Here is a 23,668-nt window from a genome sequence, read left to right as displayed (position 1 = left end):
AACTTAATCCGGCAACATCCATTGGCTGCCAGAACATAAGGAAGACTCATGCTGCAATATCCGCAGATCGATCCCGTGGCCATCTCCCTGGGGCCCGTGCAGATTCACTGGTATGGCCTGATGTATGTGGTCGGGCTGGCCGCCGCCTGGTGGCTAGGGCGTCGTCGAGCCCATCGCCTGGGTTTGAGTCACGATGATATCGGCGATCTGATTTTTTACGCTGCCGTGGGGATCATCTTGGGTGGCCGCCTGGGCTATGCGCTGTTCTATGGGCTCGACCAGTTGCTGGCCAACCCCTTGTGGCTCTTCAGGGTCTGGGACGGGGGCATGAGCTTCCATGGCGGCCTTGCCGGTGTGCTCATCGCCGCCCTGCTGTTTGCCCGCAAGCATCGCCTGGCTTTTTTCCAGCTGACCGATTTCATCGCCCCGCTGGTGCCGATCGGCCTGGGCGCCGGGCGCCTCGGCAACTTCATCAATCACGAGTTACCGGGACGTATCAGTGACGTTCCCTGGGCCATGGTCTTCCCCCCCATGATGGGGCTGGGGCCGGAGCCGCGGCACCCTTCAGCGCTTTATGAGTTCGCCCTGGAAGGCGTGGTGCTGTTTGTCATGCTGTGGTGGCTGTCGCGCCGACCGCGCCAGCGGGGCCTCATCTCCGGGCTGTTCCTGGTGCTGTATGGCGCCTTCCGCTTCACCGTGGAGTTCGTGCGCCTGCCCGATCCTCACCTAGGGTTCGTCGCCTTCGGCTGGCTGACCATGGGGCAGCTGTTGACCCTGCCGATGCTCATCGCGGGGCTGGCTCTGGTTGTCTGGTCAATGCGTCAGCCAGTGGATAGGGCGAAAACGGCGGCGGCCTCATGAACACGGCCTTCACCTTTCTGCTGGTGCTGCTGTTCGTCGCCACACCGGTAGCGGCCCGTGGAGAGTTTCCCGCGGGCAGTGGCAAGAGCTCCCCCTTCGGTACCTCGGCTCAACGGGAATTCCTGGCGGCTAAAGAAGCCTTCCGGGCCAGCGCCTGGCGAGACGATAGGCGGCTCTACGTCGGTTTCGTCATTGCCGAGGACTATTACCTCCACCGCCATCGGTTTGCACTGGAAAGTCGCTCTCCGGGCGTCAGTTTCGGTGAGCTGGCAATTCCCCCCGGCGAACCCATGGTGCACGCGTCTCTGGGGGAAATCGAGGTGTTCTATGACCAGGTGGTATTCAGTGCGCCCATCGAGGCGAGCGACACCGCTGCCGAGCCGCTGGCCATCGCGGTGACCTTTCAGGGGTGTTCCGACCGGGGACTCTGCTATCCGCCCGAGCAGGTCGAGCTCGACGCGCTGTACGGTTCCCCTCCGGCAGCCTTTGATTCTCCCCCTGGTGATACTGGGGATAGCGAAGAAGGAGCGCCTTGAATGGATCCCACCGACCTGAGCCTGCCGCCGCTGGCGGCGGCCTTCGTCTTCGGCCTGCTCGGAGGGGCGCACTGCATCGGCATGTGTGGCGGCATCATGAGTGCCCTGACCTTTGCCGTGCCCCCCAGCATGCGGCAGCCGGGACGCCTGGCCGGCTTGTTGCTCGGCTACAATCTGGGTCGCATCATCAGTTACATGATCGCCGGCGCCCTGGTGGCGCTACTCGGCTCAGTGCTCAATCATGCCCTGGACGGCATCGCCCTGGTGCTGCGTATCCTGGCGGCGGTCATGCTGATTCTGATGGCGCTGTATATCGCCAACTGGTGGAAGGGGTTGCTGCGTGTCGAGGTCCTGGGTCGCTCGCTGTGGCGGCGTATCGAACCGCTTGGTCGAGGCTTGATGCCCGTCGTGAAGGTGCCCCAGGCCTTCGCGCTGGGCTCGATCTGGGGCTGGATGCCCTGCGGGCTGATCTATTCAATGCTGGCCTGGAGTCTGGCCGTGGCCGAGCCGCTACGCGCCGCGGCGATGATGGGGGCCTTCGGTCTCGGCACCCTCCCCGTCGTCCTGGCGACCGGTATGGCAGCCCGCCGCGTCTCGCTATGGATTCGCCATCCAGCGACCCGCACGCTGGCGGCGCTGCTGATCATAGCGTTTGCCGTCTGGCAACTCTGGCATCTGCACTCCATGACCGGCATGGACGATATGGCCAGCATGGCGCCGTCGCATCACTGATGGCAACCGCACGGGCCATCCGTGACGATAGCGGATTTCGCCGATCCCAGCGCTTCGATCAGTTGCTTCAGGCTAGGGGCCTCGGAACCATCATCGTGGTCGATGCTTTCCAGCCATCGCGCTATCGCCTGGAGTTCATGGATCCGCGAGCGAATGTATGGCCGTTGTTCAACCAGGGGAGCGTACGTATCGCTAAGCAGAGGGCTGCCTTGGTCCGCCCAGGTCAATATCTTCTTGATGTCTGGGAGACCGACTCCCAACGAGCGAAGGCAATCAATGAGACGCAGGCGACCCAGTGCCTCCTCGTCATAGAGTTGATAGCCGTTGCGCGGGTCCCGTTGCGGTCGTAACAACCCCTCACGGGTGTAGTGGCGTACCGTTTCCGCAGTGACCCCACCAGCCCGAGCCAGTTCAGTGACTCGCATTGCCTTTTCCTCACCTACTCATTTGCAGTCAGCCTACAACCGTGCGGCCGCCCAAAGGTCAAGGCCTGGTTATAGCGCTCAATGGGTGGCCGCCCGCATGACGCGGGGCGCCAAAAAATAAGGGCTTGACCTTGAAGTGGGCTTCAAGGATACCTTTCCAGCAAGCAGCGCCGCTGCCGGGTAAAAATCGAAGCCAGGCCGTCCATCAGCCTTGCTGGTGGAAAGGTGATTCCCAGGAAGATAGAGGAGAAGTGTCATGCGGAAACGTCACACGGCGATCTTGACTGCCGCCATCATCGTCGCCAGCGGCTTCGGTGCCGGCTCGCTTCTTGCGCAGGAAGAGAATCAGCAGGCGCCAATGGAGGGCAAGGGCATGCAGGGCGACATGATGCAGGAGGGCGGCATGCACGACATGATGGGAATGATGAGTGAAATGAATACCATGATGAAAAACTGCAATGCCATGATGGAAAGCATGCAACAGGGTCATGAGGGCGATAGCAACGCCTGAAGTGGCATTGGCCGGGGCTGCTTCGCATAGGAGCGGCCTCTGCTAGGATTGGATAACGCGAGGGGAGGACGGTACGTGAAAAAAGAGCTCTATACACCACTACTTGTCTTAGCATTGATGACCAGTTCTCCTTCCTTTTCCCATTCCCTCGAAGATGCCGAGGCAGAGCTGCAAGAGCGGGAACGCTACGCCCAATTCGTCGACCAGCCAGCGCCGGCATTTTCGTTGACCGATACAGACGGTAATACCGTGTCGTCTTCCGACCTGGAAGAAAGCGTCGTGGTGCTCAATTTCATCTACTCGCGCTGTCAGGAAGCCTGCCCGGTGCATATGAACCTGATTGCCGAGGTGCAGGAGCGAGTCAACGATACCGGCCTACGAGATGATGTTGAATTTATCACCATCGCTACCGACAGCGAGGATTTTTCCGGCACGCACAACAACATGCGGGCCTACGGTGAAAATTTCGATCTGGACCCCGCCAACTGGCGTTTTCTCTATCGGGCCGAAAATGAGCCTGCTGATACCACCCGCCAGGTCGCGGAGGCCTATGGCCTTCGATTCAATGATGTGGCCGAGGGCGTCCAGGCGCATGGCGTCGTGACTCATGTCATCGACCAAACAGGACGGATGCGGGCCCGCTTTCATGGGCTCAAATTCGATCCGGAGCACTTAGTTTCCTATGTAAAGGTGTTGGCAGAAGGACCAGAGGAATTATCCACCGGTGTGTGGGATCGTATTCGCCATACTGTCGTCAACACCTTCAATTAATACTGTGAGATATAGCGATCTTGCTATCAACTGTTCTCGCGAGCTCAATGGAGGTTCAGCGTATGAAACACCTGAAAACATTCACCCTGGCTGCGCTGCTGTCCTTTCCCTTGTCGGGACTGGCAGCCGAGACGTCGGCAACCCTCTACAAGAACCCCAACTGTGGCTGTTGCGCCGAATATGCCAAGTATCTCGAACGAAACGGGTTCGAAGTGGAGACAATCGATACTCACGATCTCGCGAAGATGAAAGCCGAACACGATGTTTCCGAGAAACTGCAGGGTTGCCATACCACGCTTATCGACAACTATGTCTTCGAGGGCCACGTACCCGTGGAAAGCGTCACCCAGGTACTCGAAGAGAAACCTTTCATCAAAGGCCTGAGCGTACCCGGCATGCCACTTGGCTCACCGGGGATGTCGGGCGAGAAACAGGGCCCACTGGAGGTCTACACCCTGGCCTTTCAGCCGACCGATACCCCTGAAGTTTACGCCACCCACTGAAGGTGAGCCTTGGTCATGAGACAACTGATCAGAACCAGTTGGGTAGCGGTGGCATTGTGGGGAATGATCACCTCTTCGGCCGTCGCCGAACCACCCGAACGTGTGGGGCCGAATGGGTTTCTTCTCTGGGAAAGCCCACGCGAGGTGTCGGAAATCAGCTTCGAGGCTGGCGACGGTACCCCGCTGACGCTGACCACCTTTGGAGGAAAGCTGATCCTGCTCAACATCTGGGCGACCTGGTGTGGCCCTTGCCGCGAGGAGATGCCCACCCTGGATGCCCTCCAGGCTAAATTGGGTGGTACGGATTTCGAGGTCGTCGCGCTCTCGATAGACCGCAAGGGCATCGAAGTCGTCAACGAATTCTATCAGGAGGTGGGGATCGAGCATCTCGCTCCCTACGTCGATCCAACCGGCATGGCCAGCGCGAACCTGGGTGCCGTGGGTATTCCCACGACGCTTCTGCTCGACCGCCAGGGCAGAGAGATCGGACGCCTGGTCGGGGAGGCCGAGTGGGATACCCCTGAAATGATCAACTTTCTTGCCGAAACCATAGAAACCACCCAGGAGGACGCGCCATGAGTTGCTGTGACGACAAGCCCCAAAAGAGTCAAGAGAAAGCCGGACTGAAAGGCCTGGTAACAGGCCCACGCCGCTGGATGCTACTGGGCGCTGTGGCGGTGGCTGGTGGCCTTGCCATGGGCTGGGATCAGTTGGTCCTGCTTGGGCTCGCCCCTCTCCTGGTGAGCCTCTTGCCTTGTCTAGTCATGTGCGGATTAGGACTGTGCATGATGAAATGCAAGGACAAGACAGGCAAATCAACTGACCAGAGTGAAGCCACCGACGTGCAAGCCGGGGTAGAAGCCTCTACCGCGGTGTCTACAGGGAAAGCGCCCACCACTCGCCAGGCAGTGGACCACAACGCGCCGACCGAGCGACCCATATCCAAGCTCCAAGCCTAGCCGCGGGATAGGGGAGGATGCTGGAGCTTGCCAATATCGGCCTGGCGACGGCCTTTCTGGCGGGCCTGATCTCGTTCGCTTCGCCCTGTGTCTTGCCGCTCGTGCCTGGCTATCTCTCCTTCGTCGCCGGGCGCTCGCTGGGGCAGATACGGGAAGCGGATCGACGGGAGCGACTCCGGGTGTTGACCCAGTCGATCTGGTTCGTGCTCGGGTTCACCACGATATTCCTGATGCTGGGCGCCAGTGCCACGGCCATCGGGCGCCTGCTGCTGATCTATCGCCAGGAGGCGAACCTGGTCGGCGGCCTCATCGTCATCCTGTTCGGTGCCTTCATGACCGGGCTCATTCCGCTGCATTGGTTACAGCGGGAATGGCGGTTTATCGGCCGGCTCAAGGAAGCGGGTGGAGGGCCTGGTGCGGCCTACCTCCTGGGTGTGGCGTTCGCCTTCGGCTGGACCCCCTGTATCGGCCCGATTCTGGGCGCCATTCTGACGGTCAGCGCCTCGACGGCCAATGCCTCGAGCGGTATGGCGTTGCTCGGCATCTATTCGCTGGGCCTGGGGGTGCCCTTTCTGTTGACGGCGGTGTCGCTCGATCGCTTCCTGCACCACCAGCCATTCCTGCGCCGCTGGGGCCGTGTCATGCATCTGGCGGCGGGGCTGATCATGATCCTGATGGGCATCTTGATGATCACCGGCAAACTGACCGAGCTGTCCTATTGGTTATTGCGCACCTTCCCGGCGCTAGGCAGCATCGGCTAGCCATTATTCGAGGAAATATTGCAATGAACAAGATCACGAGTCGCTTCTGGCGTGCCCTGTCACTGACGAGCTGGGTCATGGCCAGTCTGAGCTTCGTCAGTATGGCCGGGGCCGCCGAGGAGGCATTGCCAGCGCTGAGTTATGACCAAACAGGCGAACGGCTGCTCAAGGTCCAGGCCAACCAGCTTTTCGAAAGCACGGATGGCCGGGCGGCCTGGACGATGATTCCATTGCCCGACGAAGTAGCGGAGGGACGGTTGGTAACGGTATCGGCAACCGCCGAACAGGCCCTCTATATCGCCGGCCCCTCGATCGGGGTGCAGCGCAGCACCGATCATGGAGAAACCTGGCAGGAACTCAACGATGGCTTGCCTAACCAGGACGTTACCGCCTTGGACGTGCACCGCCATCAGCCCGAGACACTCTATGTGGTGATTGCCGACGACGGCTTATACCAGAGTGAGGATGCCGGCACGACTTGGAAGAAGATGGATAGCGGTCCTGCCCAACCCGTTCGCCGGCTCATCCACTCCGATATGGAGGGGAGCATGCAGACTGGTTGGCTCTATGCGGTGTCCGACGATGCGGTTCGCCTGTCGATGGACTGCTTCTGCGGCTGGCGACCGACCGGGGAGCTCGATGCCGGCAGGGTCTATGATCTGGCCTACAAGCTCGACGATCCCGAGCACGTCTATGTAGCCACGGAGCAAGGACTGTGGCGCAGCGACAATGGCGGCCAGGAGTGGCAGCAAGTAAAGGGTAATGGCCCGACGCTCGTCGCGCTTACGCTCGCGCCGCAGGGAACGCTCTATGCCCTGGATCGCGAGGGGGAACTCATGCGCAGCGAAGATCAGGGCCAAACCTGGACACCCCCCGATGCGTAAGCGCTGGATCCTCGTCACAACATGGCTGCTGATGAGTGCAGCGGGGCAGGCCATGGCGGGGGGTGGCCCCTCTTCGCGCGATACCTCTCGGCTGGAAGAGGGAGAAAGGATCTACCAGCAGTACTGTGCCAGCTGCCACGGCAGCGAGGGCGAGGGCCAGCCGAACTGGGAGCGCCAGAATGCCCAGAGCGAATTGCCCGCTCCCCCACACGGGCCGGAGGGGCATACCTGGAAACACTCCGATGCGATGCTCTACCGGATCATCGCCGAGGGGTGGCGCGATCCCTGGAACAAGACCGAAAGACTCACCATGCCGGCCTTCGAGGATGTCCTGACCCCCGCCGAGATCCGCTCTGTGATTAATTTCCTCAAGTCGTTATGGACATCGGAGCAACGACACCACCAGGCGGAAGAAAGCGTAGGAGCTCCATTTCCGACGCAAAGTGAGTAGCTGTGGGGCTAGGAACTGAAAAGGTGATTATAGACCCAATTTTATCCCGGATAATCTGTTCGTGCAGGACTCCATTCGACTTTTCCGAGCACACCAACTCTCGCTCAACAGCGATAATTCGGACAGCCAGCTCAGCTTTGGTTTGGCGCATCAAATAATGCATACGTCGACGCTCCGCATCGGTGGGACTTTCCACTTCGCGAGAAAGCGGCCAACCAACAGCACGCCGCCGGTGAACGGGTTGGGCGGCTTCTTCGTATAATTGATGGCATTCAGGATTTCGAAGAATGATGGATGCGGAAACACCAACTTTCGTGTCGGAGAGTTCACGCGATATGCGCGCAACGCGTCCCAGTGTCACGGGGCAGCCAGTGTCCTGTAGCCGACTGATCGCTCGGCGCACGATCACTATGCTTCGATTGCGACGCTGCTGATGGCTGCGTTTCAAACCGGCCATCGCCGCCTCTGAACGCGCCTTACGAGATGGTCGTGTCATCTCTCCTTCCTCCCGATGGTCAGTATGACAGGGTCTGCTGCCGCCTGATCAACTTGCTCAAGAAGCTCCATCTCTGCCAGAACATCGTCACAGCTCGCCATGGCTTCCTTTGCCTTGCGCCCCTCTGCGGGGTAAGCGGTCATTCCAGTACGTCTGGTTTTACTCTTCGATGTCTGACCGGAGAGGAGCGTCGGCAAACAGCGCCTTCCAGCGCCGCGGCGTCAGCTCCTCGGCGCGAGAGGCCGGATGGAGGGCGATGCGCTGCAGCACGTCGACCAGGTAGGTGTAGGGATCCACGCCCTGCAGCCGGCAGGTGGTCAGCAGGCTCTGCAGGCTCTGCAGGATACCGACATGCTCGGCGCCGATCTCGCTCCAACAGAACAGCCAGTTCCGGCGATTATGCGCAGCTGCGCATAATCGCCGGAACTGGCTATTCAGCCACACACCGAGTGGTGCGCAGGCCAGCGCGGCGATCTACAGCCTGATCGAAACGGCCTTATGCCGCGCGCGGCATAAGGCCGTTTATGCCGTCCGCCGAACTATGCCGAACGGGGGCGTTCTTCCCCAGAATCAGCGCGAATGGCACACGATGGGTTCGGCATAGTTAGTCTTGTATCTCCGTTCAACACTGGAGAACAGGATTATGGTGGCAGAAGAGTATCTGGGCAGGAGCCGGCTGTTCCGACGCCTGAAGAGTGGCCCCCACGGACAGCTCATCGAGCTCTACGCGGCGCGTCTCGTCAAGGACGGGCTGGCTAGCCAAGGCACGTGGCGAGGCCTGAACTTGGTCGACGGTCTCCTGAGTTGGCTCACAAGAAGCCGCTTGAAGCTGACCGATCTCGATGAGCGCGTGCTCGACCGATACCTGAGGCACCGAGCGCGCAAGCAATCTATTCAGCCAAGCGACTGGGCGGCGCTCAAGCGGCTGCAGTCGGTGATGCGCCAGGCGGACCTCATTCCACCTGCGCCTCTGCCGCCGATCACGCCGGAGGACCAGATATTCGAGAAGTTCGCAGATTATCTACGACAAGAACGCGGGCTAGCGCCGAAGTCCATTATCCGCCACCTGCCGGTCATTCGCCGGTTTCTGCGCGAGGTGTGCCCTGGCGGCGACAGCGATCTCGGCGAGATTGGGCAGGAGGACGTCATCTGCTACGTCGAGCGCCACGCCAGGGACGGAAGCGCGGCCTCGGGGAAGGCGATGTGCTGGTCGCTGCGCGCCTTTCTTCGATACCTCTACCATAGTGGGTCGAACTTGCTCGCTCTTGCCGGCTGTGTGCCTTCCATCAGGCGATGGAAGCTTTCAAGCCTGCCGACCTATCTATCCGTCGTGCAGGTTCAGGCGGTCCTTGATGCTTGTGATCGAACGGCGGCGTCAGGGCGGCGGGACTTCGCCATCCTTATGATGCTGGCCAAGGTTGGATTGCGGGCCAACGAGGTCGCGACCCTCACCCTGGATGATATCGACTGGCGATCTGGGACGATGCTCATTCGCGCCAAGAATCGGCAGCAGACACGGATGCCGATGCCCCCAGATGTCGGCGCGGCCGTCGTTGCTTACCTCCGTGATGACCGTCCGGCTTCAACGTGCCGCCGGCTGTTTCTCCGCACCTTGGCACCCCATGCCGGCTTCGCCTCCGGTTGCGCCATCACGATGATCGCCAGGGCGGCTCTCAAGCGTGCCGGAATCAGTGGCTTCGCACACCAGGGGGCACATATATTCCGCCACAGCCTTGCCACAGAGCTTCTCCGTTGCGGTGCGACCTTGTCGCAGATCGGCCAATTCCTGCGACACAAGAGCCATGACACGACGCGCATCTACGCGAAGGTGGATGTCGAGGCGCTTCGGACATTGAGCCTTCCTTGGCCGGGAGGTATGCAATGATCAGTCTACGGTCCGCACTCGAGCAGTATCTGAGCATGCGCCAGGGGCTCGGATACAAATACCAACATCAGGCGCGCCGGCTTGCCGACTTCGTCTCCTTCATGGAGCGCCACGAAACGGCGACCATCACCACGAAGCTGGCTGTCGCCTGGGCGACCTTGCCGCCTGAACGGCACGCTTCCTGGGTATTGCGACTAACCGATGTGCGTGGCTTCGCGCGCCATGTCGCCAACTTCAACCCACAGACGGAGGTGCCGCCCACAGGGATCTTGCCGCCCTTGAAACGCGCCAGACCCTATGTCTACAGCGATGCAGAGATCAACGCGCTATTGAGGGCGGCTCTGGCCCTACCCCCTGCAAAAGGCCTGCGGCGATGGACCTACCATTATCTGTTTGGGTTGATCGCAGTGACAGGCATCCGTCTGTCCGAGGCGACCGGGCTTCTCCGCAGCGACGTCGATCTGGACCAAGGCGCGCTGACAATCCGACAGAGCAAGTTCGGTAAGTCGCGCCTGGTGCCTTTGCATCCGACGACCAGCGCGGCTCTACGCAGCTACGCCGAGCGGCGGGATGCTCACCTCGGGTCGCACTGCGGGCCGCACTTCTTTGTGGCCGAGCGCGGTGGCCGCTTGCTCCACCAGTATGTCTATCGTGTCTTCTGGCGCTTGTCACGCGAGATAGGGCTGCGACGAGCGGGCGAGCACACCGGTCCCCGAATTCACGACTTCCGCCATCGCTTTGCCATCCGTGCGCTCCTCTGGCAACGTCTCGCCTTGTGCCAACAGGGCATCCAGGGTGGCAGCGGGACTGGAGCGCCCGGCGCCACCGTTAGATCCAGACACGCGGCGGTTCCGGGTGTTGAGCTTCTGCCGATAGGACAAGCCGGTGCCGGGAATACCGGCATGGCCGTGCACGCCGCTCGGCCCCAGGCTGAGGCTGGTCCCTCGTGGGCCCACCGAGAGCCCCAAGCCTCGTTTGCTCAGATTTAGCCGGATGCCCGGAGCAAGGGTAATGCGGCGCTGAAAGCGAAAGCCCACGACGGCGACCTCCTTGTCGGTAGATACAGACAGTGCTTCATTCTGCATTGCGGCGAAGCCTTGCTGAAGGCAGGGCACCTAAAGCGGCGTAAGAAACAGCAGATTCAGCAGGTTAGAAGCAGCTCTTTCTGCAGCAGTGGGGATTCTTTCTGCACGGCAGCCGTGTGCAAAAGCGGCAGTGACACGGTCGAGCAGCACCGGTGCCCCGGAAGCGACTCTTTACCCTTTCCCCTTTGGGGTTTGCAACTCATCGCGCATTTCGGGGCAAGCCCCTTCCCCTTCAGCTCCCCTTCCCTTCCACCTTTCCACCCTTTGGCCCTTTCACCCTTTGCTGGCCCCGCTCAGCCGATAGGGCCTGAACATGGAAGGGAACCGCAGATACCGGTAGCAGGACAAAGTGCACGCAAACTGCGTATGATTTGATGGTGTCACTACGAGGACATGACCATGGGCCGCAACATCTTTGACGAGCTCATCGAGGGCTTCGATGCACTGGCAGATAAGCGCCAAGGCAAGCGCACGCTGCGCTCCCACTCCGTCAAGCTGGAGGAGGTTCCCGACGTCACAGCCAGCGAGCTCATCGCGCTACGAGAGCGGCTGCATATGTCTCGCCCGGTATTCGCTATGTACATGCGCACCAACCCCAGGACGCTGGAGAACTGGGAGCAGGGCCGCGCCAAGCCCAACGCCCAGGCCAAGACCCTGATCCGGCTGGTTCAGAAATACCCGGAAACCATCGAGCATCTCGCATCCCTCAGCTGACCCCAGTGGAGCTTCCCCCATACTGGGTCTATGCTAGAGATCTGATGTATCCAGGGAGGGAAGCCATGGCCCTGAAATCACTTCTGGCCCGAGCCGTCGCAGCTGGAAAGCAGGCACATCGCCAGAATCAGCAGGACGGCTGGTCCGATGGCTGGCAAACCAAGGCGAGTACAGCAGAATCGCTGCGCGTGCTGAGCGACTCCGCCGCCGGTGCAGCCAAATCCACCGCACGGACTGCCACCACCCCAGAGGGATGGAGGCGGATTGCTCGTGGCGCCGGCAAGGTGGTCGGTGGTGCGGCCGTGGTGGCCGGTGGCGTGGCCCAAGGGGTGCTGCAGGCTGCGGATTCTGAAGAGAAAGAAGATCAAGTAGAAAGACAGAACGGCTGGAGGGACGGCCATGCTGGGTACGGGTATTACTACGGTGGCTGGCGTATGGATGATGAAGTGTAGAGCCATCACATGATGGCTCTGCAAGGATTCATCGGCCAAGGTACCGCTACAGCTTCCCTCCCGAGGCGGTTGATTGTGCTTTACTACCCCCTGACCTGCCCGCTCCTTGAGCATCTTCAGAGCCCCGAGAAACACTCTGACCGATTGTGCTACCAATCCGCATCCCAGCCCAACTCAGCACTCCTACCCATAACGTCGGCAGCACCAGAAACATCATCCCCTCCACGAACTGCATCACCATGCGGTCGTAGAGGTTGTTGGCGGCAGAGAGCCAGCTCAGCTTGGCGGCGTCGCTGTGGTAGAGCAGGTCGACCAGGTTGGCGTTGATCCAGCGGGCGAGCTCCCACCAGAAGGTCAGGAACCACATGGCGAACAGCCCGAAGGTGGCCATGCCCGCGACCTTGAAGCTGTAGCTGGAGATGACCATCACGAACGGCAGGCAGATGATGATGGCCATCACCAGGATGCCCTGCACCATCGGCAGCGCCTGCTTGAGCATGTCCATGCCGGCCTGGAAGGGCAGGACCGACAGGGTGCCGCCAATGGCGGAGCCGGCTGTGACGGTGGCATCCCAGAAGCTGCTGCCGCCATCCAGGCCGCGAAAGCCCACCACGGCCTGATCGAGGTTGCCGCTGGCCGCACCCGAGCGGGGGCTGACCAGGCGCCGGATCACGTAGTCCTCGGCCTCGCTGCTGGTGAAGACGCTGCGGAAGTCATCCCAGAATCCTGTGCTCACCTCGCCATGCAGCCGGGACCTCAGGCCTACGTTCTCCGCTGACCACCATTCCTGGCAGGAGGGATAGCCGGGCAGGCCGGGGCCGGTGTTGGGCCGGGAGACATCCCGGTCGGCATCGTAGGGGAAACCGGCGATGGGCCGCCCGGCGTAGAAGCTGTCGTAGTAGCCGGGCGTGGTCTGGAAGTAGTTCGAGCCGATCCAGTCCACGTCCATGGCACGTGTCGCTTCAATGGTCCCGCCCTCCTGCAGCAGCCGGTTTCGCGCCGGGCCGAAGCACTGGCGCTGAAACTCCCCTACCTCCTGTTGCAGCCCCGGATCTTCGATAGTGTGCAGATCCAGCTCCATGCGGATCGACTCGAAGTCCGTCGAGCAGGGAATCGCGTGGATCGCCGCCGCGGTGACCCCGTGCGATACCGCATGCACCCCCGCCCACCACAGCGGCATCCTGGCCTGCTGGCCACCGATGGAATTCTCGGTCGCCCCGAACGCCCCCTCGGACCAGCCGCCGGAGGCAAATTGGCGAGTGCCGCACTCCAGCGAGCGGCTCTCGTCGATGTCGGCGGTGGCCAGCTGGACCTGCAGTAGCGGCAGGCAGGTGAAGGCGTAGGCCAGGATCATGGCGTAGAGCCGGGTCTCGATGCGGTTGACCGTAAGGATGCCCTTGGTCCCCGCCTCGTCGCCCTCCTGCCGGGCCTTGAACCACTCGGAGAGCACCAGGGTAATGAACGGCACCGCGGCGATGCCGGTGCCGACCATGACGTTCCAGATGGCGTTGTTGATGATCCAGCCCAGCAGCGTCATGGCGTTGGCGAAGTAGTCGAACACCACCAGCGGCGCGGTAAGCAAGCCTCCCATCAGGCACCTCCCAACTGGTTGATCAGGTTGGTGACTTCCAGCAGGACCAGGATGCCCAGGGCCATCAGCTCGAGCCGGCGGAGCTTGGCGAGCGCCTGCCGCCCGTCGTCATGATCTCGGCGCAACCGCGCCACCGCCCGGGGGCGCACCTTACGCCACCAGACCAGGGCTAGCGCGGCGTAGAGGCTCAGCCGCCAGGCCAGCAGCCACGGCCAGGCGGCCTGCCAGGCGCTATGGTGGGCCTCGAGCCCACCCAGCAGCCGCACGCTGATCACCAGAATGATCCCGCTGAGCAGGAACATGGCGATCAGCACCGCCATGGCGACCAGTAGCGACGGCCAGCGAGCCGGATTCATCCAGGAGAAAGCGCATCGGGCCATCAGTCGCCGCCCTCCTCGCCGGCTGGGCGTCCGCGGCCGTCCAGGGCCGCATCCGGCCGGAAAGTCTCGCCCTGAGAGGCTCCCTGGCTGCGCCGAGAGGCTCGCTCCAGGGCGATGCCGGCAGCACTGTTGCCCAGCGCCTGGCGGATCTCCATCTCGGAGCGCAGCGACTCGATATCCCGATCCAGGGCTACCAGCTTGCGATCCAGCGCCGACATGCCCTGCTCGTTGTCGGCGATGCCCGGGTCACTGCTGCCGGCCAGCAGCAGCCGGCGCGCCCACAGCGCCTTGGTCAGGGTCCGGGCCAGGGCCATCTCGCCGCTCAGGCGGTGAATCAACAGAGAGGCCTCGGGGTCGGTGCGCAGCGACTCGATCACCCCACGGGACACGGTCAGGCCGTCACCGGCGGAGACCTGGCGCAGGTTATCTGGCGTCAACGGCTCGCTGCCGTCGACCAGACTCAGGAGCTTGCCGTAGACCTCCTGCTGCTCACGCTCCAGCTCGCGCACCAGACCACTGCCAGCCTGGGTCTCGCTTCGCTCGCAGCCGTCGCAGGTGCGGATCGACTGCTCGCCGATCACCGTCTGAGTCCATTCGGCGGCCTCTTCGGGGCTCTGCCACACCGTGCACATGCCGCCCAGGCAAGATCCTGTTCCGCCACCGGTACCTGAGCCACCCCCACCGGAAGGGGCTGACAGTCCACCGCCACCGATCCAAGTACCATCATTGGTGGCCACCGACCCCCAGCCGCCTCCGCCTCCGGCGATGGGCGCATTGCTGGTGGCGTCGTCTCGCCCATGCAGGAGGTTGTAGCCGGCGCGGGCGGTGTCCTGTACCACGCGGATCGGCGCCTGATCCTGGCCGCCGCGGCGCTGGCCACCCACCCAGGTCACGCCCTGGTTGCCGCCCGACTGGTCGACCTGCTCCTGGGCCTCGACGACGTCGGCGTTGGACTGCGCCGCGCTCTGCCAGCTCTCGGCCATGGCCATCTGCTGCCATCCCTGACCGGTGACCATGTCCGCCATCCGCTCGGACATCTGGCGGCACGACATGGAGGCGCGGTCGAAGTCGATCCGCCCCTGCAGTACACCGTTGCTCAGGAGGTCATAGAGCCCGGGGTTGGCGCGCTGGATGATCATGGCGGGAAGAGAGGCCACGGCACCCTGAGCGTTCTGGACGACCTGCCCCATCAGGTTCTGGAAGCCATCGGTGACGCCGTTGAGCTGGTTGGAGACCGTGGCGCCGATATCGAAGTTGCCGCAACTGGCATTCATGTTCCAGCTGATGCCGAGCCCACGGCTGTTGGGGTCATACCCCCGGCCGGCGGAGACGCTGAAGGGCGAAGCGCCACCGATCTGGTAGTAGAGCGCATCGGCCGACTGAGCCTGGGCCTGAGTAGCGAACAGCCCCATGACCAGGGCGCCGGCTAGCGGCGTGAGGGTGAACCGTCTCATGCGAGATCCTTTCATCGTCCTCTCTCCTTCAGGGGACTGCGTAGAGCAGGGTCTGCCCCCGGCGCTGGCAGCAGCGATAGGGGCGCCACAGCGACCAGGCATAGTCACCGCCTTCGTCGAGGCGATCGGCATAGGTGTCGGTCACGCTGCGGTCCGGCCACACCCGGCAGGATTTGCTCATGCTGGGGGTCAGCATCTGCCAGCGGTGGGTCGAGGCGTCGCCTTCGATGACAGGCCCCGGCGGCCAGTAACCGGGGCGGCTAGAGGCGACCAGCTGCGTGTAGACATGGGGCTGCCCTGTGCGGGTGACGATATCGGCGGAGCGCTGGGCGGTGGTCGCCGCGGTCTTGTAGTCGTGCACCTGGGTCAGGAAGCCGCTGCGCGGGTAGATGTTGTCCCACAGGTCGCCGGGCTGCCCCAGTTCACGCATGCCGGGCGTCAGCGCCTCGGGGTAAAGCGACTCGGGAATCCCGCTGCGCCACGCCAGGGCATCCAGGGTCGAGAGGTGGTAGGGCTGGAAGGGCGTCGCTGCCCCAGCGCAGGTCATACCGAAGGCGCTGGCGAAGCTGCTGAAGGCACCGCCGGCTGGGTGGCCGATGGCGTCCACGTTCTTGAAGCGCAGATGCTCGTGCCGAGCCCGACTGGCATCGGACGTGCTCTGCCCACCGGCCAGCGCCTCGCCCAGAGGCGGCGACAGCGCCGCCACCTCCCACCAGGGGTTATCGCCGGTGTTCTCGTAGCTGGAGACCACGAGCTCAGGGATGTAGTGACGCACCTGGACCGAGGTACGGATCGAGCAGCCCGACCAGGAGCAGTTGAGCCAGACACAGATGCCGATGACCTGGTAGTCCAGGCACTGGGTGGAGAGCGACGAGGCGACGATCTGCGGCGTCGTCAGCGCATGGGCAGGCTTCTCCGCCACGCCCAGGCTCAGCAGTACGCCGCCCAGCACGGCCCCCACGGTCTTGGGGGGCATCATCGGCGGCCCTCCCGTCCCAAGAGACGCTCCGCTTCTCTCACCGCCTCGGCGACGTCCGGCTGCCCGTAAATTACATAGCTGCCATCGATCACCACGGCAGGGACTTTCTCGATACCCAGCTGCCAGGCCCTGGCCAGCCCGAGGTAGCTATCGGCATAGCGGTCGGCCGTCTCCTGCCACTCAGGAGTCGCCATGCGCTCCCGCATCATGGCCTCCGCAACATTGGGATCAGCAGGAAGATCACGCGACAACTCGGCATCCAAGCGACCGGGCGCGTCGAGTTCGATCACCGCCACGCCCGAGGGCACATTGACGGCCGGCTCCCCGGCAGTGGTAAAGACTTCGATGGCTGGCTCAGCCAGTGCAGGGCCTGCGAGGCAGGCGGATAACCCGAAAGCGGCCAGCCAACGGCGCGGGTGGTGTCTCTCCATGCTTGCCACTCCAGAAGATCAAGGAACTGGCACAGCATTCCGGACCTGCCTGTGAGCCGCATCAGGAAATATTAATTCGACCGTGGGGTGTTTTCTGAATCAGCCATCAATGCCTCCGCAACCCCCATAATCAGGCCGACAACCAAAATAATCTTCGTTTATCTTTCCAAGAGTATTGATTCAAATAAGAACTGCCACCATACTCTCCCTCAACATTCACCCAGTGCGAGGAGACGCATGTCCATTCTCAACACCTACATGCAGAAGGAACAGCAGCTCAAGCAGCTCCAGGAAGAGCTCGACAAGCTGAAGAACGACGACCGTCTCAAGGCCGAGCTGGAGTTCAAGGACAAGCTCGAGGCACTGATGCGCGAGTTCGACAAGTCAGCTGCCGACGTGATTAAGCTGCTGGACCCGAAGCCGGCTGCCGCCAAGGCCGCCAGTACCACGAGCACCGGCCGCGCCAAGCGGAAGCTCAAGATCTACAAGAACCCCAACACCGGTGAAGTCGTCGAGACTCGCGGCGGCAACCAGAAGACGCTGAAGGCGTGGAAGGAGGAATACGGTGCGGAGACCGTCGAGGGGTGGCTCGTGAGGACTGAGGACTGATTACTGCCTGCCCTGCTTTCCAAGTGCGTGGCTGTCAGGGCTGATTCGAGTAGGAAAGCAGGGTGTAGGCTAATCGACCAGCACCCTAAGTGGCACCATAACGATGCTTAAATTCATTCACTCCCAAACCTCGAAGAGCCATACTCAAGCAAAAACCAAAACCATGCCCATTCAAAATACATACTTACCACAAAGCACAAGAAAGCCACATTAACCAACATCCAAAAAAATGCATAACGATTCCTTTTTTTGTCAACAAAACTTTTCTCCCTACTTATCACTTTGCCAGTATCAATAATCTTATCTAGATCCTTGGGATCAAGTAAGTCCTCATACCGCCCCCTAATAGCCCTATATTTTTCAAGAAGCCTATTTCTATCGGAATTAACTTCCATTAACGAGACAAATAAATACACGCACGAAAAAACAAACAGAAAAACACTAACCTGAACAACCTCAAGCGTAAAAGCATTTGACTCATCACTCCGGGCAATAACCCTAAGTAAAAAAACACTAATCAGAAATGTGGCAAAAGACCAAATCCCTGTCTTAAACATTGAAAACATGTTTTTTGTTATTTCTGAAGCCTTATCAGACTGAGATTGCATAAATTCTGATATTTTATTCTTAATATCAATATACTGCTTCACATTCTCCTTAAGATAAAGATCATACCCTGACCTAATTGACCTTGAAGTCCCTTTTTCAATCGACAAAATAGATTCACTTTCCAAATGAATCGACATGACATTTCGGGCAATACCTATCTTGTCAGAGAAATTTCCACCCAAATACACCCATTCATATATTTCTCTTAATTCGTCACCATTAGCCCCCAAAACATCTGATAAACCAACCACCCCAGACACTGTCTTATAGCCCTTAAGATTGTAGCTAAGCGAACTCTCTTCCACCAAAGAAAAGTCCGACAGGAAAATAACTAAGGAAAATATAGAAAGCTCATAAAAGTGCTCACTCAGGCTTTCTGGAGCCTTGCCTTTAAGTATAAAAAAATCCTCCGGCAAGAAATCGAACTGCGAAGAATTGGCAAAATGACCACACTTATTTCTATTATCAATAGCCTTGTGCCTTTCCAGCTCATCACCAGGGGGAATTGATATATCTTGATCCACTGATGAGAAATATAAAGAGCGTGTCTCAAATGGTGAAACATCACTCCAAACCTTAACATTACCGAGACCAGAGGAAATATATCTCGACCAAAGAGAGAACCTTCCCTCCAAATCCAATCCACTCAAATAGGACGAAAACGCACTGATTGAGAATATATTTAGTGGTCCGCCTTCTGGCTTTACAACTCTCAGCTCAACTTTTACCTTCCCGCCATCTCCAGCCACGTCCTCCAACTCGTCAAGCTTTTTATTGATATCATCAACACTGCTCCCTGAAACATAAATTGGCTCACTGTACTCTACCTCAAATATAAGGTTGACTTCCATGCCAGCATCAACGGCTTCTACCAATCTTTTTTCGAGCAGAAGCCTCCTCTCTGATGGTATGCTATCAATATGAACGCCAAAAATATCTGCCTTACATATTTCAGGATTTTCTGAAACATTCAGTGCTGGGTGAGCGGTCACACTCTTAAAAACATCTTCCAGAAAAGACATAGGGCTCAACCCCCACTCCTAGGATCTCTACTCTTAAACTCTTCGTAACCAGCATCAGAATATATTTTAACAAACTTCCCCTTGCTGTCTTCGTCAGCACTAATCTTCGTTCTTAGGTCCTCCACCTCACCACTAATCCTTAACTCAAAGTTCTGATCCAAGAATATCTTTTTTATTATTTTTGCTTTAATCACACCCGGAGCAATGTCAAACTGCGTTTCAAAAGGTTTAGAGGATGACTTGGGCAGATTTCTGAATGCATCCAAAAAACCAGGGAACTTGTCTTTAAAGACCTCAGACTCTGGCTTATGCTTTGCCACTTTTTCAACTAGATCGTCGAATGCTAAAGACTCCTCATTCCTGAAATGACCAACAATTTCGTTTCTTAAAAACCAGTAATCTACCGAAGAAACTTTTTTGACTTCTCGATTCAGAAGCCTTTCTATAGACTGGAACGCATTCTTTGTATTTGTTTCCGAGTCCGTCAGCTGAGCTGCAACAAGAAAATAGCGATACCAGTACTCAGATATGGTTGGCTTACTATCAGACAAAATCAGCTCTTCACAAACTTTTTCGTCACTAAAAGCCGCCACAGCCGTTTTTTGTAAGCGCGCCTTAGACGCAGGAAGCCCACTCTTCAACTCCAGTTCAGTCTCATCAAAAAAATCATCATCGTCAATTTTTGTTATTACAAATTTGACCTTCCCCTCGTGCTTTATTTTTATCTGTAGCAGACCACCCCTTCGAACCTTTGTTCCGAGCTTATCAACCCTTTCCTGCACATCAACCTCAACGTCATACAGCTTCTTAGCTATCTCAGACGACTTATCGCCCCAATCTCCCCCATCCAAAATATCGACAAGCGAAGAGGCAACCAGCTCTCCCATACTTTGAAACCTAAAATACCTTGCCCTAGAGCTTTCAAAAAGCTCCTTGAGGACTCTTTCAGCGTATTTTTTCAACCCAGAAGCTGACCCATCTACAGCCAAAAGAACTGGGCCAACCTCTTGAAGATCAACTCTGTGAAGCGAATACTCCAAAACATCGATGTCAGTCATGCCTAACCCTTGCTTTATCAGACTCAATAAATCATAGCAAATCACCCCTAACAAACAAGCAGCAGGCAAAAAGAAATACTCCAAATCAACAGCCTATATTCCTTGCCAGATCTAACTTTTTAGCGATAGTCAATACCGCATCGAGCTCTGAGCAGCCCTGCTCTCGCATCACCCGCATGCGCTCGGCCTTCTCCTCGCCTTCCGTGCCGGCCAGGGCCAGGTAGAGGCTGGGGGGCACCACCCGGAATAGCGCTTCCAGGCGCCCTGACAGCACCACCCCCTCGGTGTACTTCTTCGAGACCTTGGTGGCGGAGGCCATCAGCTTGCGCTGAGTGGCAGTGAGCTCCTTGAAGCGGCTGACCTGTTCGATCTCGTCCGGGGGCATGTAGAGGCACAGCCAGAACTCGATCATGTTGAGCAGCTTGCGGGCCGCGTCCGGGAAGTCCTCGAGGTTCTGGGTGGCCATCCAGATCCAGTGGGAGAGCTTGCGGCCCATCTTGCCCACCTTGACCAGGTAGGGGCTGAGCAGCGGGTTGACGGTGAGCAGGTGGCACTCGTCGATGACCTGGACGATGGGCCGCCCGCTGTACTGGTCGCGCTCGGCCAGGTTGGTGATCATGTTGGTCACGCTGATCACCGCCAGGGCGAGCTGGGCCTCGTAGCCCTCCCGGGCGAAGTGGGCCAGGTCGATGATGGTCACGTCGCACTCGGGCCAGGCGGTGCCGGGGCGGTTGAACACCTCGCCGTCGAAGCCGTCGCAGAACAGCCCCATGGCCTCGCCCATGTCATAGGCACGGCGCTGCCGCTCCTCGGGGATCTCCGTGTCACGTGAGATCGCATAGAGCGCCTCGCGCACGTCCTGGGTCATGCAGTCGTGGGCCTCTTCCCGGCAGCGCTCCGCCGCCCGGTAGATGGCGTCGCGCACCATGCGCCGGTCGGCGCGGCGAAACTCCCGCTCCTCCTTGGGGTCGCCGCCGGTAATCATCAGCCGGGCGGTGATCTCCATCTCGCCCAGCAGGTCGCGCTCCTCGTCGGGCTGCTCCTCTTCTTCCTCCACGGGCGCCTCCTCGAAAGGATTGGCGTCCTCGGCGTCTCGGGCCAGGCGCCTCTCCTCCACCTCGTTCTCCAGCAGCCGCGTGGCCGCCGCGAAGGGCGGCAGTCTCGCCCCACAGCCCGGCGACAGCTTGACTTGGTTGACGCTCATCCCTTTGCGCTCGAAGTAATGGCCCAGCAGCCCGAAGCTGTTGCCCACCTCGATGATGAAGAGCCGCGGGCGGTGCATGGCCATGACCTGGCTCAGCACACCGTTCAGGGTGGCCGACTTGCCGGCTCCGGTAGGGCCGAACACCAGCATGTGGGCGTTGGCCGAGCGGTCCTCGAGGTTCAGCGGGTCGAAGCTGAAAGTCTCGCCGCCGCGGTTGAAGAAGGTCATGCCGGGGTGGCCGGTGCCACGGCCACGCCCGAACACCGGCGCCAGATTGGCCAGGTGGTGGACGTAGTTGAACTGGGTGTACCAGCGGTTCTTGCGATCCTGCTCCGGGTCGAAGTTCATCGGCAGCCAGCGCAGGTGGGTGTTCAGGCCGGCGACCTCATCCTCAGGGTCCACCGGCGAGAGGTTGACCTGCAGCAGCTGGGTGGCCAGCTCCATGCTGCGCTGCTGAAGATCCTGCTCGTCCTCGCCCATCAGGTAGAAGGCGAGGGTGCTCTGGTAGAGCTTGTGGTTCTGGCCCAGATAGCGGCGGGCGGTCTCGCAGTCTTCGCGGACCTGGCGTGCCAGCACGCTGTCACCCACCGCCTTATGGTGCAGTCGGTTGATATGGTCCTCCAGGGGCTCCTGAGGCGTAGCGACGATGGTCAGCACCGCCTCGGTGCCCTCGGGTAACTTGTCCATCAGCGCATTGCTCGCCTGGCCATCGGAGCGGCGCACCTCGCCGGTGAGGTGGCCCACCACCGGAGCTCGGCGCATCTCCTCCACCACCACGCAGCACTGGGGCAGCCCATCAAACCACCAGAGCCCCGTCTCGACGTCGCCGCGGGGCGAGTTGAAGAGCATTCCCTCGGCCAGGTCGTAGTTCCAGGCCACGGCAGCGGCATCCTCGGGGTAGTCGCACAAGGCATAGAAGCGCGCCGGGTCATCGGGGGCCAGCCGCGGGCGCGGGTTGAAGCGCGGCAGCATCCAGCGGTGAAAGGCGCGTCCGTCGTAGCGCTCCAGGCGCAGGCCCGCACCGCGCAGCGCGGCGGCCAGCCTGCCGTAGACCTGATTGGCGGCCTGCTCGGGGGAGAGCCCCCGCTGACGCTCCCCCGCTTGGCGCTTCTTGCCGAGCCAGCGGTAGAGCACCAGACGCGTGCGACGGGTCTGGCCCCGCCAGCGGGTCTGGGTCACCCCGTCGTCCTGGAACAGCCCGCCCGGCTTGGAGATGGCCTTGAGGTGGGCGTCCATGCTCGCCAGCCAGTCCTGGGTGAACTCGGTCTCCCGGGCCCGGGGCCGCACATAGTCGCGCATGCGCTCCAGGTCGGGGCGGGCGTCGACCTCATCCTTGACGAAGAGCTGCACCACCCAGGGGTGCTGCTCATACTCCGGCAGGCTGTCCTGAAAGGCGGCCTCGATCTGGTCGCGAATCGCCTCCAGGGACTCCGGGGCGCGTCCCTCGGTGGCGATGGGAAAGACCTCGGCCACCACGCCCACCGAGACCCCATCCTCGAGGAGGAAGCAGCCCGACTCCGGCAGGTATTCCACCCAGGGCAGGTAATTGCTGAAAGACGGCGCCCGGCGGAAGTGCGAACGCAGCTCAGCCACGGAGGGCGCCTTGCCCCGGGGCAGGGCCAGCGGCCGGCCGTGAACGTCGCTGTTGAGCGCGGCCAGCGCCTCCGGCTCGGCCGCTGGCGTCTCGTCCTGCTCGGCCTCATCCCGGTCTGAGAGCGCGGTTTCCTGCGTCTGGCCCGGACCGCTGTCGCCGGCCGGGGCGCTGCCAAACAGCCGGTTCATCAGGTCGTCGAACTTGGACATCAGTGCGCCCTCCTCTCACTCGGGCCTTCGCTCAGCCCTTCGCCCGGCACTTCACCTTTCCCCTCACCCAGCGCCGCGGTTGGGCGGGCGCTCTCCCCGGGCATGGCGTACTGGGTGCGCTGGTAGAGGGGAAACACCGTCGAGTAGCCGGGTACCGGCACCTGCTCGGTCCCGGCCAGATGGGGGAAGACGTACATCACCAGGTCCGGATTGGGCAGGCGGCGGAACTGGCTGTAGATCTCGTTGCTGGCGTCACGGCTGTAGCGCAGCTGCACGCTGACCAGCTCCGGGCTGTCCAGAGGTCGGCGCAGCTCGCTGCGCACGTCCAGCAGGCGGCGTTCGCCGGTGCTGTGGCCGGCCTGGTGCTGCCAGATCTCCATCATGGTGGTATCGCCCACCGGCATCAGCTCTTCCTGGGAGGTGGCGCAGCCCGCCACCAGCAGGATGGTCATCAGCGCTGCCAAAGGCCTGGCGGAGCTTTTTGCAGCACTTCTCGCAGCAC

The 23,668-nt window shown here is 60.5% G+C and carries 25 protein-coding genes and 2 pseudogenes; 15 read left to right on the top strand and 12 right to left on the bottom strand.

Annotated features, from left to right (window positions below; all coding sequences use genetic code 11):
* Positions 1-48 precede the first annotated feature (48 nt).
* Genes lgt through HNO53_RS05325 form a run of 3 tightly spaced genes read left to right on the top strand, consistent with a single transcriptional unit; the run spans position 49 to position 2,129 of the window.
* A complete protein-coding gene (gene lgt, locus HNO53_RS05335; RefSeq protein ID WP_209476819.1) occupies positions 49-861 on the top strand; it encodes a prolipoprotein diacylglyceryl transferase in 813 nt (270 codons plus the stop codon).
* On the top strand, positions 858-1,397 hold the full coding sequence (locus HNO53_RS05330; protein ID WP_199284340.1) for a protein-disulfide reductase DsbD domain-containing protein: 540 nt from the start codon (positions 858-860) through the stop codon (positions 1,395-1,397). The genes lgt and HNO53_RS05330 overlap by 4 nt, the downstream gene beginning before the upstream one ends.
* On the top strand, positions 1,398-2,129 hold the full coding sequence (locus tag HNO53_RS05325) for a sulfite exporter TauE/SafE family protein (protein ID WP_209476817.1): 732 nt from the start codon (positions 1,398-1,400) through the stop codon (positions 2,127-2,129).
* On the opposite strand, the gene HNO53_RS05320 is transcribed toward HNO53_RS05325, so the two are convergent.
* Positions 2,123-2,554 (bottom strand): MerR family transcriptional regulator, encoded by a 432-nt coding sequence (locus tag HNO53_RS05320; RefSeq protein WP_209476815.1) that lies wholly within the window; start codon positions 2,552-2,554, stop codon positions 2,123-2,125. The genes HNO53_RS05325 and HNO53_RS05320 overlap by 7 nt on opposite strands.
* 256 nt (positions 2,555-2,810) lie before the next feature.
* On the opposite strand from HNO53_RS05320, the gene HNO53_RS05315 reads away from it, so the two are divergent.
* The 7 genes from HNO53_RS05315 (at position 2,811) to HNO53_RS05285 (ending at position 7,394) form a co-directional block, all read left to right on the top strand.
* The gene (locus HNO53_RS05315; protein ID WP_209476814.1) at positions 2,811-3,065 is read left to right on the top strand and encodes a hypothetical protein; all 255 of its coding nucleotides are present in this window, start codon (positions 2,811-2,813) and stop codon (positions 3,063-3,065) included.
* 75 nt (positions 3,066-3,140) lie between these two features.
* On the top strand, positions 3,141-3,836 hold the full coding sequence (locus HNO53_RS05310; RefSeq protein WP_242597547.1) for an SCO family protein: 696 nt from the start codon (positions 3,141-3,143) through the stop codon (positions 3,834-3,836).
* A 62-nt stretch (positions 3,837-3,898) separates the two neighbouring features.
* Positions 3,899-4,339 (top strand): DUF411 domain-containing protein, encoded by a 441-nt coding sequence (locus tag HNO53_RS05305; RefSeq protein ID WP_209476812.1) that lies wholly within the window; start codon positions 3,899-3,901, stop codon positions 4,337-4,339.
* Positions 4,340-4,354: 15 nt separating this feature from the next.
* Positions 4,355-4,918: a TlpA family protein disulfide reductase gene (locus HNO53_RS05300; protein ID WP_087720536.1), complete on the top strand. Its 564-nt coding sequence runs from the start codon at positions 4,355-4,357 to the stop codon at positions 4,916-4,918.
* Positions 4,919-5,315: 397 nt separating this feature from the next.
* A complete protein-coding gene (locus HNO53_RS05295) occupies positions 5,316-6,059 on the top strand; it encodes a cytochrome c biogenesis CcdA family protein (RefSeq protein WP_209476810.1) in 744 nt (247 codons plus the stop codon).
* 23 nt (positions 6,060-6,082) lie between these two features.
* The gene (locus HNO53_RS05290; protein WP_209476807.1) at positions 6,083-6,943 is read left to right on the top strand and encodes a WD40/YVTN/BNR-like repeat-containing protein; all 861 of its coding nucleotides are present in this window, start codon (positions 6,083-6,085) and stop codon (positions 6,941-6,943) included.
* Positions 6,936-7,394, top strand: coding sequence for a c-type cytochrome (locus tag HNO53_RS05285; RefSeq protein ID WP_209476805.1), 459 nt, complete (start codon positions 6,936-6,938; stop codon positions 7,392-7,394). The genes HNO53_RS05290 and HNO53_RS05285 overlap by 8 nt, the downstream gene beginning before the upstream one ends.
* Before the next feature lie 655 nt (positions 7,395-8,049).
* Here the strand turns inward: HNO53_RS05285 and HNO53_RS05280 are convergent.
* Positions 8,050-8,286 (bottom strand): annotated as a pseudogene (locus HNO53_RS05280) (transposase domain-containing protein); the annotation flags it as partial.
* Between the two features lie 247 nt (positions 8,287-8,533).
* Here HNO53_RS05280 and HNO53_RS05275 point away from each other — a divergent pair.
* The gene (locus HNO53_RS05275) at positions 8,534-9,775 is read left to right on the top strand and encodes a site-specific integrase (protein WP_209476803.1); all 1,242 of its coding nucleotides are present in this window, start codon (positions 8,534-8,536) and stop codon (positions 9,773-9,775) included.
* Positions 9,772-10,512, top strand: a pseudogene (locus HNO53_RS21455) (tyrosine-type recombinase/integrase); the annotation flags it as partial. The gene HNO53_RS05275 and the pseudogene HNO53_RS21455, both read left to right, overlap by 4 nt.
* On the opposite strand, the gene HNO53_RS05270 reads toward HNO53_RS21455, so the two are convergent.
* Entirely contained in the window at positions 10,444-10,860 is a 417-nt protein-coding gene (locus HNO53_RS05270) for a DUF4236 domain-containing protein (RefSeq protein ID WP_242597618.1), read from the bottom strand. The pseudogene HNO53_RS21455 and the gene HNO53_RS05270 overlap by 69 nt on opposite strands.
* Before the next feature lie 399 nt (positions 10,861-11,259).
* Between HNO53_RS05270 and HNO53_RS05265 the strand changes: the two genes are divergently transcribed.
* Together HNO53_RS05265 and HNO53_RS05260 are read left to right on the top strand one after the other, a co-directional pair.
* Positions 11,260-11,574, top strand: a complete 315-nt coding sequence (locus tag HNO53_RS05265) for a helix-turn-helix domain-containing protein (RefSeq protein WP_209476801.1) — start codon at positions 11,260-11,262, stop codon at positions 11,572-11,574.
* Between the two features lie 65 nt (positions 11,575-11,639).
* Positions 11,640-12,026 carry a hypothetical protein gene (locus HNO53_RS05260; RefSeq protein ID WP_209476799.1) on the top strand — a complete coding sequence of 129 codons (387 nt, stop codon included), beginning with the start codon at positions 11,640-11,642 and terminating at the stop codon, positions 12,024-12,026.
* 46 nt (positions 12,027-12,072) lie between these two features.
* Here the strand turns inward: HNO53_RS05260 and HNO53_RS05255 are convergent, their stop codons facing one another.
* From HNO53_RS05255 to HNO53_RS05235, 5 genes are read right to left on the bottom strand one after another with little or no spacing between them, the layout of a single operon-like run.
* Complete coding sequence (locus HNO53_RS05255) at positions 12,073-13,617, bottom strand: conjugal transfer protein TraG N-terminal domain-containing protein (protein WP_209476797.1); 1,545 nt, start codon at positions 13,615-13,617, stop codon at positions 12,073-12,075.
* The gene (locus tag HNO53_RS05250) at positions 13,617-13,997 is read right to left on the bottom strand and encodes a hypothetical protein (protein ID WP_209476795.1); all 381 of its coding nucleotides are present in this window, start codon (positions 13,995-13,997) and stop codon (positions 13,617-13,619) included. The genes HNO53_RS05255 and HNO53_RS05250 overlap by 1 nt, the downstream gene beginning before the upstream one ends.
* The gene (locus HNO53_RS05245) at positions 13,997-15,451 is read right to left on the bottom strand and encodes an integrating conjugative element protein (RefSeq protein ID WP_242597546.1); all 1,455 of its coding nucleotides are present in this window, start codon (positions 15,449-15,451) and stop codon (positions 13,997-13,999) included. Before HNO53_RS05245 ends, HNO53_RS05250 begins: the two co-directional genes overlap by 1 nt.
* A 28-nt stretch (positions 15,452-15,479) precedes the next feature.
* Positions 15,480-16,430, bottom strand: a complete 951-nt coding sequence (locus HNO53_RS05240) for a TIGR03756 family integrating conjugative element protein (RefSeq protein WP_209476793.1) — start codon at positions 16,428-16,430, stop codon at positions 15,480-15,482.
* Positions 16,427-16,861 (bottom strand): TIGR03757 family integrating conjugative element protein, encoded by a 435-nt coding sequence (locus HNO53_RS05235; RefSeq protein WP_209476791.1) that lies wholly within the window; start codon positions 16,859-16,861, stop codon positions 16,427-16,429. Before HNO53_RS05235 ends, HNO53_RS05240 begins: the two co-directional genes overlap by 4 nt.
* A gap of 237 nt (positions 16,862-17,098) precedes the next feature.
* Here HNO53_RS05235 and HNO53_RS05230 point away from each other — a divergent pair, with 237 nt between their 5' ends.
* On the top strand, positions 17,099-17,470 hold the full coding sequence (locus HNO53_RS05230) for a histone-like nucleoid-structuring protein, MvaT/MvaU family (RefSeq protein ID WP_209476789.1): 372 nt from the start codon (positions 17,099-17,101) through the stop codon (positions 17,468-17,470).
* 113 nt (positions 17,471-17,583) lie between these two features.
* Here the strand turns inward: HNO53_RS05230 and HNO53_RS05225 are convergent, their stop codons facing one another.
* The 4 genes from HNO53_RS05225 to HNO53_RS05210 form a co-directional block, all read right to left on the bottom strand.
* Positions 17,584-19,101 carry a hypothetical protein gene (locus HNO53_RS05225; protein WP_209476788.1) on the bottom strand — a complete coding sequence of 506 codons (1,518 nt, stop codon included), beginning with the start codon at positions 19,099-19,101 and terminating at the stop codon, positions 17,584-17,586.
* Between the two features lie 5 nt (positions 19,102-19,106).
* The gene (locus tag HNO53_RS05220; protein ID WP_209476786.1) at positions 19,107-20,159 is read right to left on the bottom strand and encodes a nucleoid-associated protein; all 1,053 of its coding nucleotides are present in this window, start codon (positions 20,157-20,159) and stop codon (positions 19,107-19,109) included.
* Between the two features lie 85 nt (positions 20,160-20,244).
* The gene (locus HNO53_RS05215; RefSeq protein WP_209476784.1) at positions 20,245-23,166 is read right to left on the bottom strand and encodes a conjugative transfer ATPase; all 2,922 of its coding nucleotides are present in this window, start codon (positions 23,164-23,166) and stop codon (positions 20,245-20,247) included.
* Positions 23,166-23,618, bottom strand: coding sequence for a TIGR03751 family conjugal transfer lipoprotein (locus HNO53_RS05210; protein ID WP_476695654.1), 453 nt, complete (start codon positions 23,616-23,618; stop codon positions 23,166-23,168). Before HNO53_RS05210 ends, HNO53_RS05215 begins: the two co-directional genes overlap by 1 nt.
* Positions 23,619-23,668: the final 50 nt, after the last annotated feature.

The sequence above is a fragment of the Billgrantia antri genome, from assembly GCF_017868935.1.
GTDB lineage: Bacteria > Pseudomonadota > Gammaproteobacteria > Pseudomonadales > Halomonadaceae > Halomonas > Halomonas antri.
Note: the sequence above shows the minus strand (reverse complement) of the source record. Positions and strands in the feature narration are given on the sequence as shown.

Bases quoted from the DNA above. Each gene is read 5' to 3' on its own strand.
- lgt (WP_209476819.1), top strand. From the start codon at position 49: ATGCTGCAATATCCGCAGATCGATCCCGTGGCCATCTCCCTGGGGCCC.
- HNO53_RS05330 (WP_199284340.1), top strand. From the start codon at position 858: ATGAACACGGCCTTCACCTTTCTGCTGGTGCTGCTGTTCGTCGCCACA.
- HNO53_RS05325 (WP_209476817.1), top strand. From the start codon at position 1,398: ATGGATCCCACCGACCTGAGCCTGCCGCCGCTGGCGGCGGCCTTCGTC.
- HNO53_RS05320 (WP_209476815.1), bottom strand. From the start codon at position 2,554: ATGCGAGTCACTGAACTGGCTCGGGCTGGTGGGGTCACTGCGGAAACG.
- HNO53_RS05315 (WP_209476814.1), top strand. From the start codon at position 2,811: ATGCGGAAACGTCACACGGCGATCTTGACTGCCGCCATCATCGTCGCC.
- HNO53_RS05305 (WP_209476812.1), top strand. From the start codon at position 3,899: ATGAAACACCTGAAAACATTCACCCTGGCTGCGCTGCTGTCCTTTCCC.
- HNO53_RS05300 (WP_087720536.1), top strand. From the start codon at position 4,355: ATGAGACAACTGATCAGAACCAGTTGGGTAGCGGTGGCATTGTGGGGA.
- HNO53_RS05295 (WP_209476810.1), top strand. From the start codon at position 5,316: ATGCTGGAGCTTGCCAATATCGGCCTGGCGACGGCCTTTCTGGCGGGC.
- HNO53_RS05290 (WP_209476807.1), top strand. From the start codon at position 6,083: ATGAACAAGATCACGAGTCGCTTCTGGCGTGCCCTGTCACTGACGAGC.
- HNO53_RS05285 (WP_209476805.1), top strand. From the start codon at position 6,936: ATGCGTAAGCGCTGGATCCTCGTCACAACATGGCTGCTGATGAGTGCA.
- HNO53_RS05275 (WP_209476803.1), top strand. From the start codon at position 8,534: ATGGTGGCAGAAGAGTATCTGGGCAGGAGCCGGCTGTTCCGACGCCTG.
- HNO53_RS05270 (WP_242597618.1), bottom strand. From the start codon at position 10,860: ATGCAGAATGAAGCACTGTCTGTATCTACCGACAAGGAGGTCGCCGTC.
- HNO53_RS05265 (WP_209476801.1), top strand. From the start codon at position 11,260: ATGGGCCGCAACATCTTTGACGAGCTCATCGAGGGCTTCGATGCACTG.
- HNO53_RS05260 (WP_209476799.1), top strand. From the start codon at position 11,640: ATGGCCCTGAAATCACTTCTGGCCCGAGCCGTCGCAGCTGGAAAGCAG.
- HNO53_RS05255 (WP_209476797.1), bottom strand. From the start codon at position 13,617: ATGGGAGGCTTGCTTACCGCGCCGCTGGTGGTGTTCGACTACTTCGCC.
- HNO53_RS05250 (WP_209476795.1), bottom strand. From the start codon at position 13,997: ATGGCCCGATGCGCTTTCTCCTGGATGAATCCGGCTCGCTGGCCGTCG.
- HNO53_RS05245 (WP_242597546.1), bottom strand. From the start codon at position 15,451: ATGAGACGGTTCACCCTCACGCCGCTAGCCGGCGCCCTGGTCATGGGG.
- HNO53_RS05240 (WP_209476793.1), bottom strand. From the start codon at position 16,430: ATGATGCCCCCCAAGACCGTGGGGGCCGTGCTGGGCGGCGTACTGCTG.
- HNO53_RS05235 (WP_209476791.1), bottom strand. From the start codon at position 16,861: ATGGAGAGACACCACCCGCGCCGTTGGCTGGCCGCTTTCGGGTTATCC.
- HNO53_RS05230 (WP_209476789.1), top strand. From the start codon at position 17,099: ATGTCCATTCTCAACACCTACATGCAGAAGGAACAGCAGCTCAAGCAG.
- HNO53_RS05225 (WP_209476788.1), bottom strand. From the start codon at position 19,101: ATGTCTTTTCTGGAAGATGTTTTTAAGAGTGTGACCGCTCACCCAGCA.
- HNO53_RS05220 (WP_209476786.1), bottom strand. From the start codon at position 20,159: ATGACTGACATCGATGTTTTGGAGTATTCGCTTCACAGAGTTGATCTT.
- HNO53_RS05215 (WP_209476784.1), bottom strand. From the start codon at position 23,166: ATGTCCAAGTTCGACGACCTGATGAACCGGCTGTTTGGCAGCGCCCCG.
- HNO53_RS05210 (WP_476695654.1), bottom strand. From the start codon at position 23,618: ATGACCATCCTGCTGGTGGCGGGCTGCGCCACCTCCCAGGAAGAGCTG.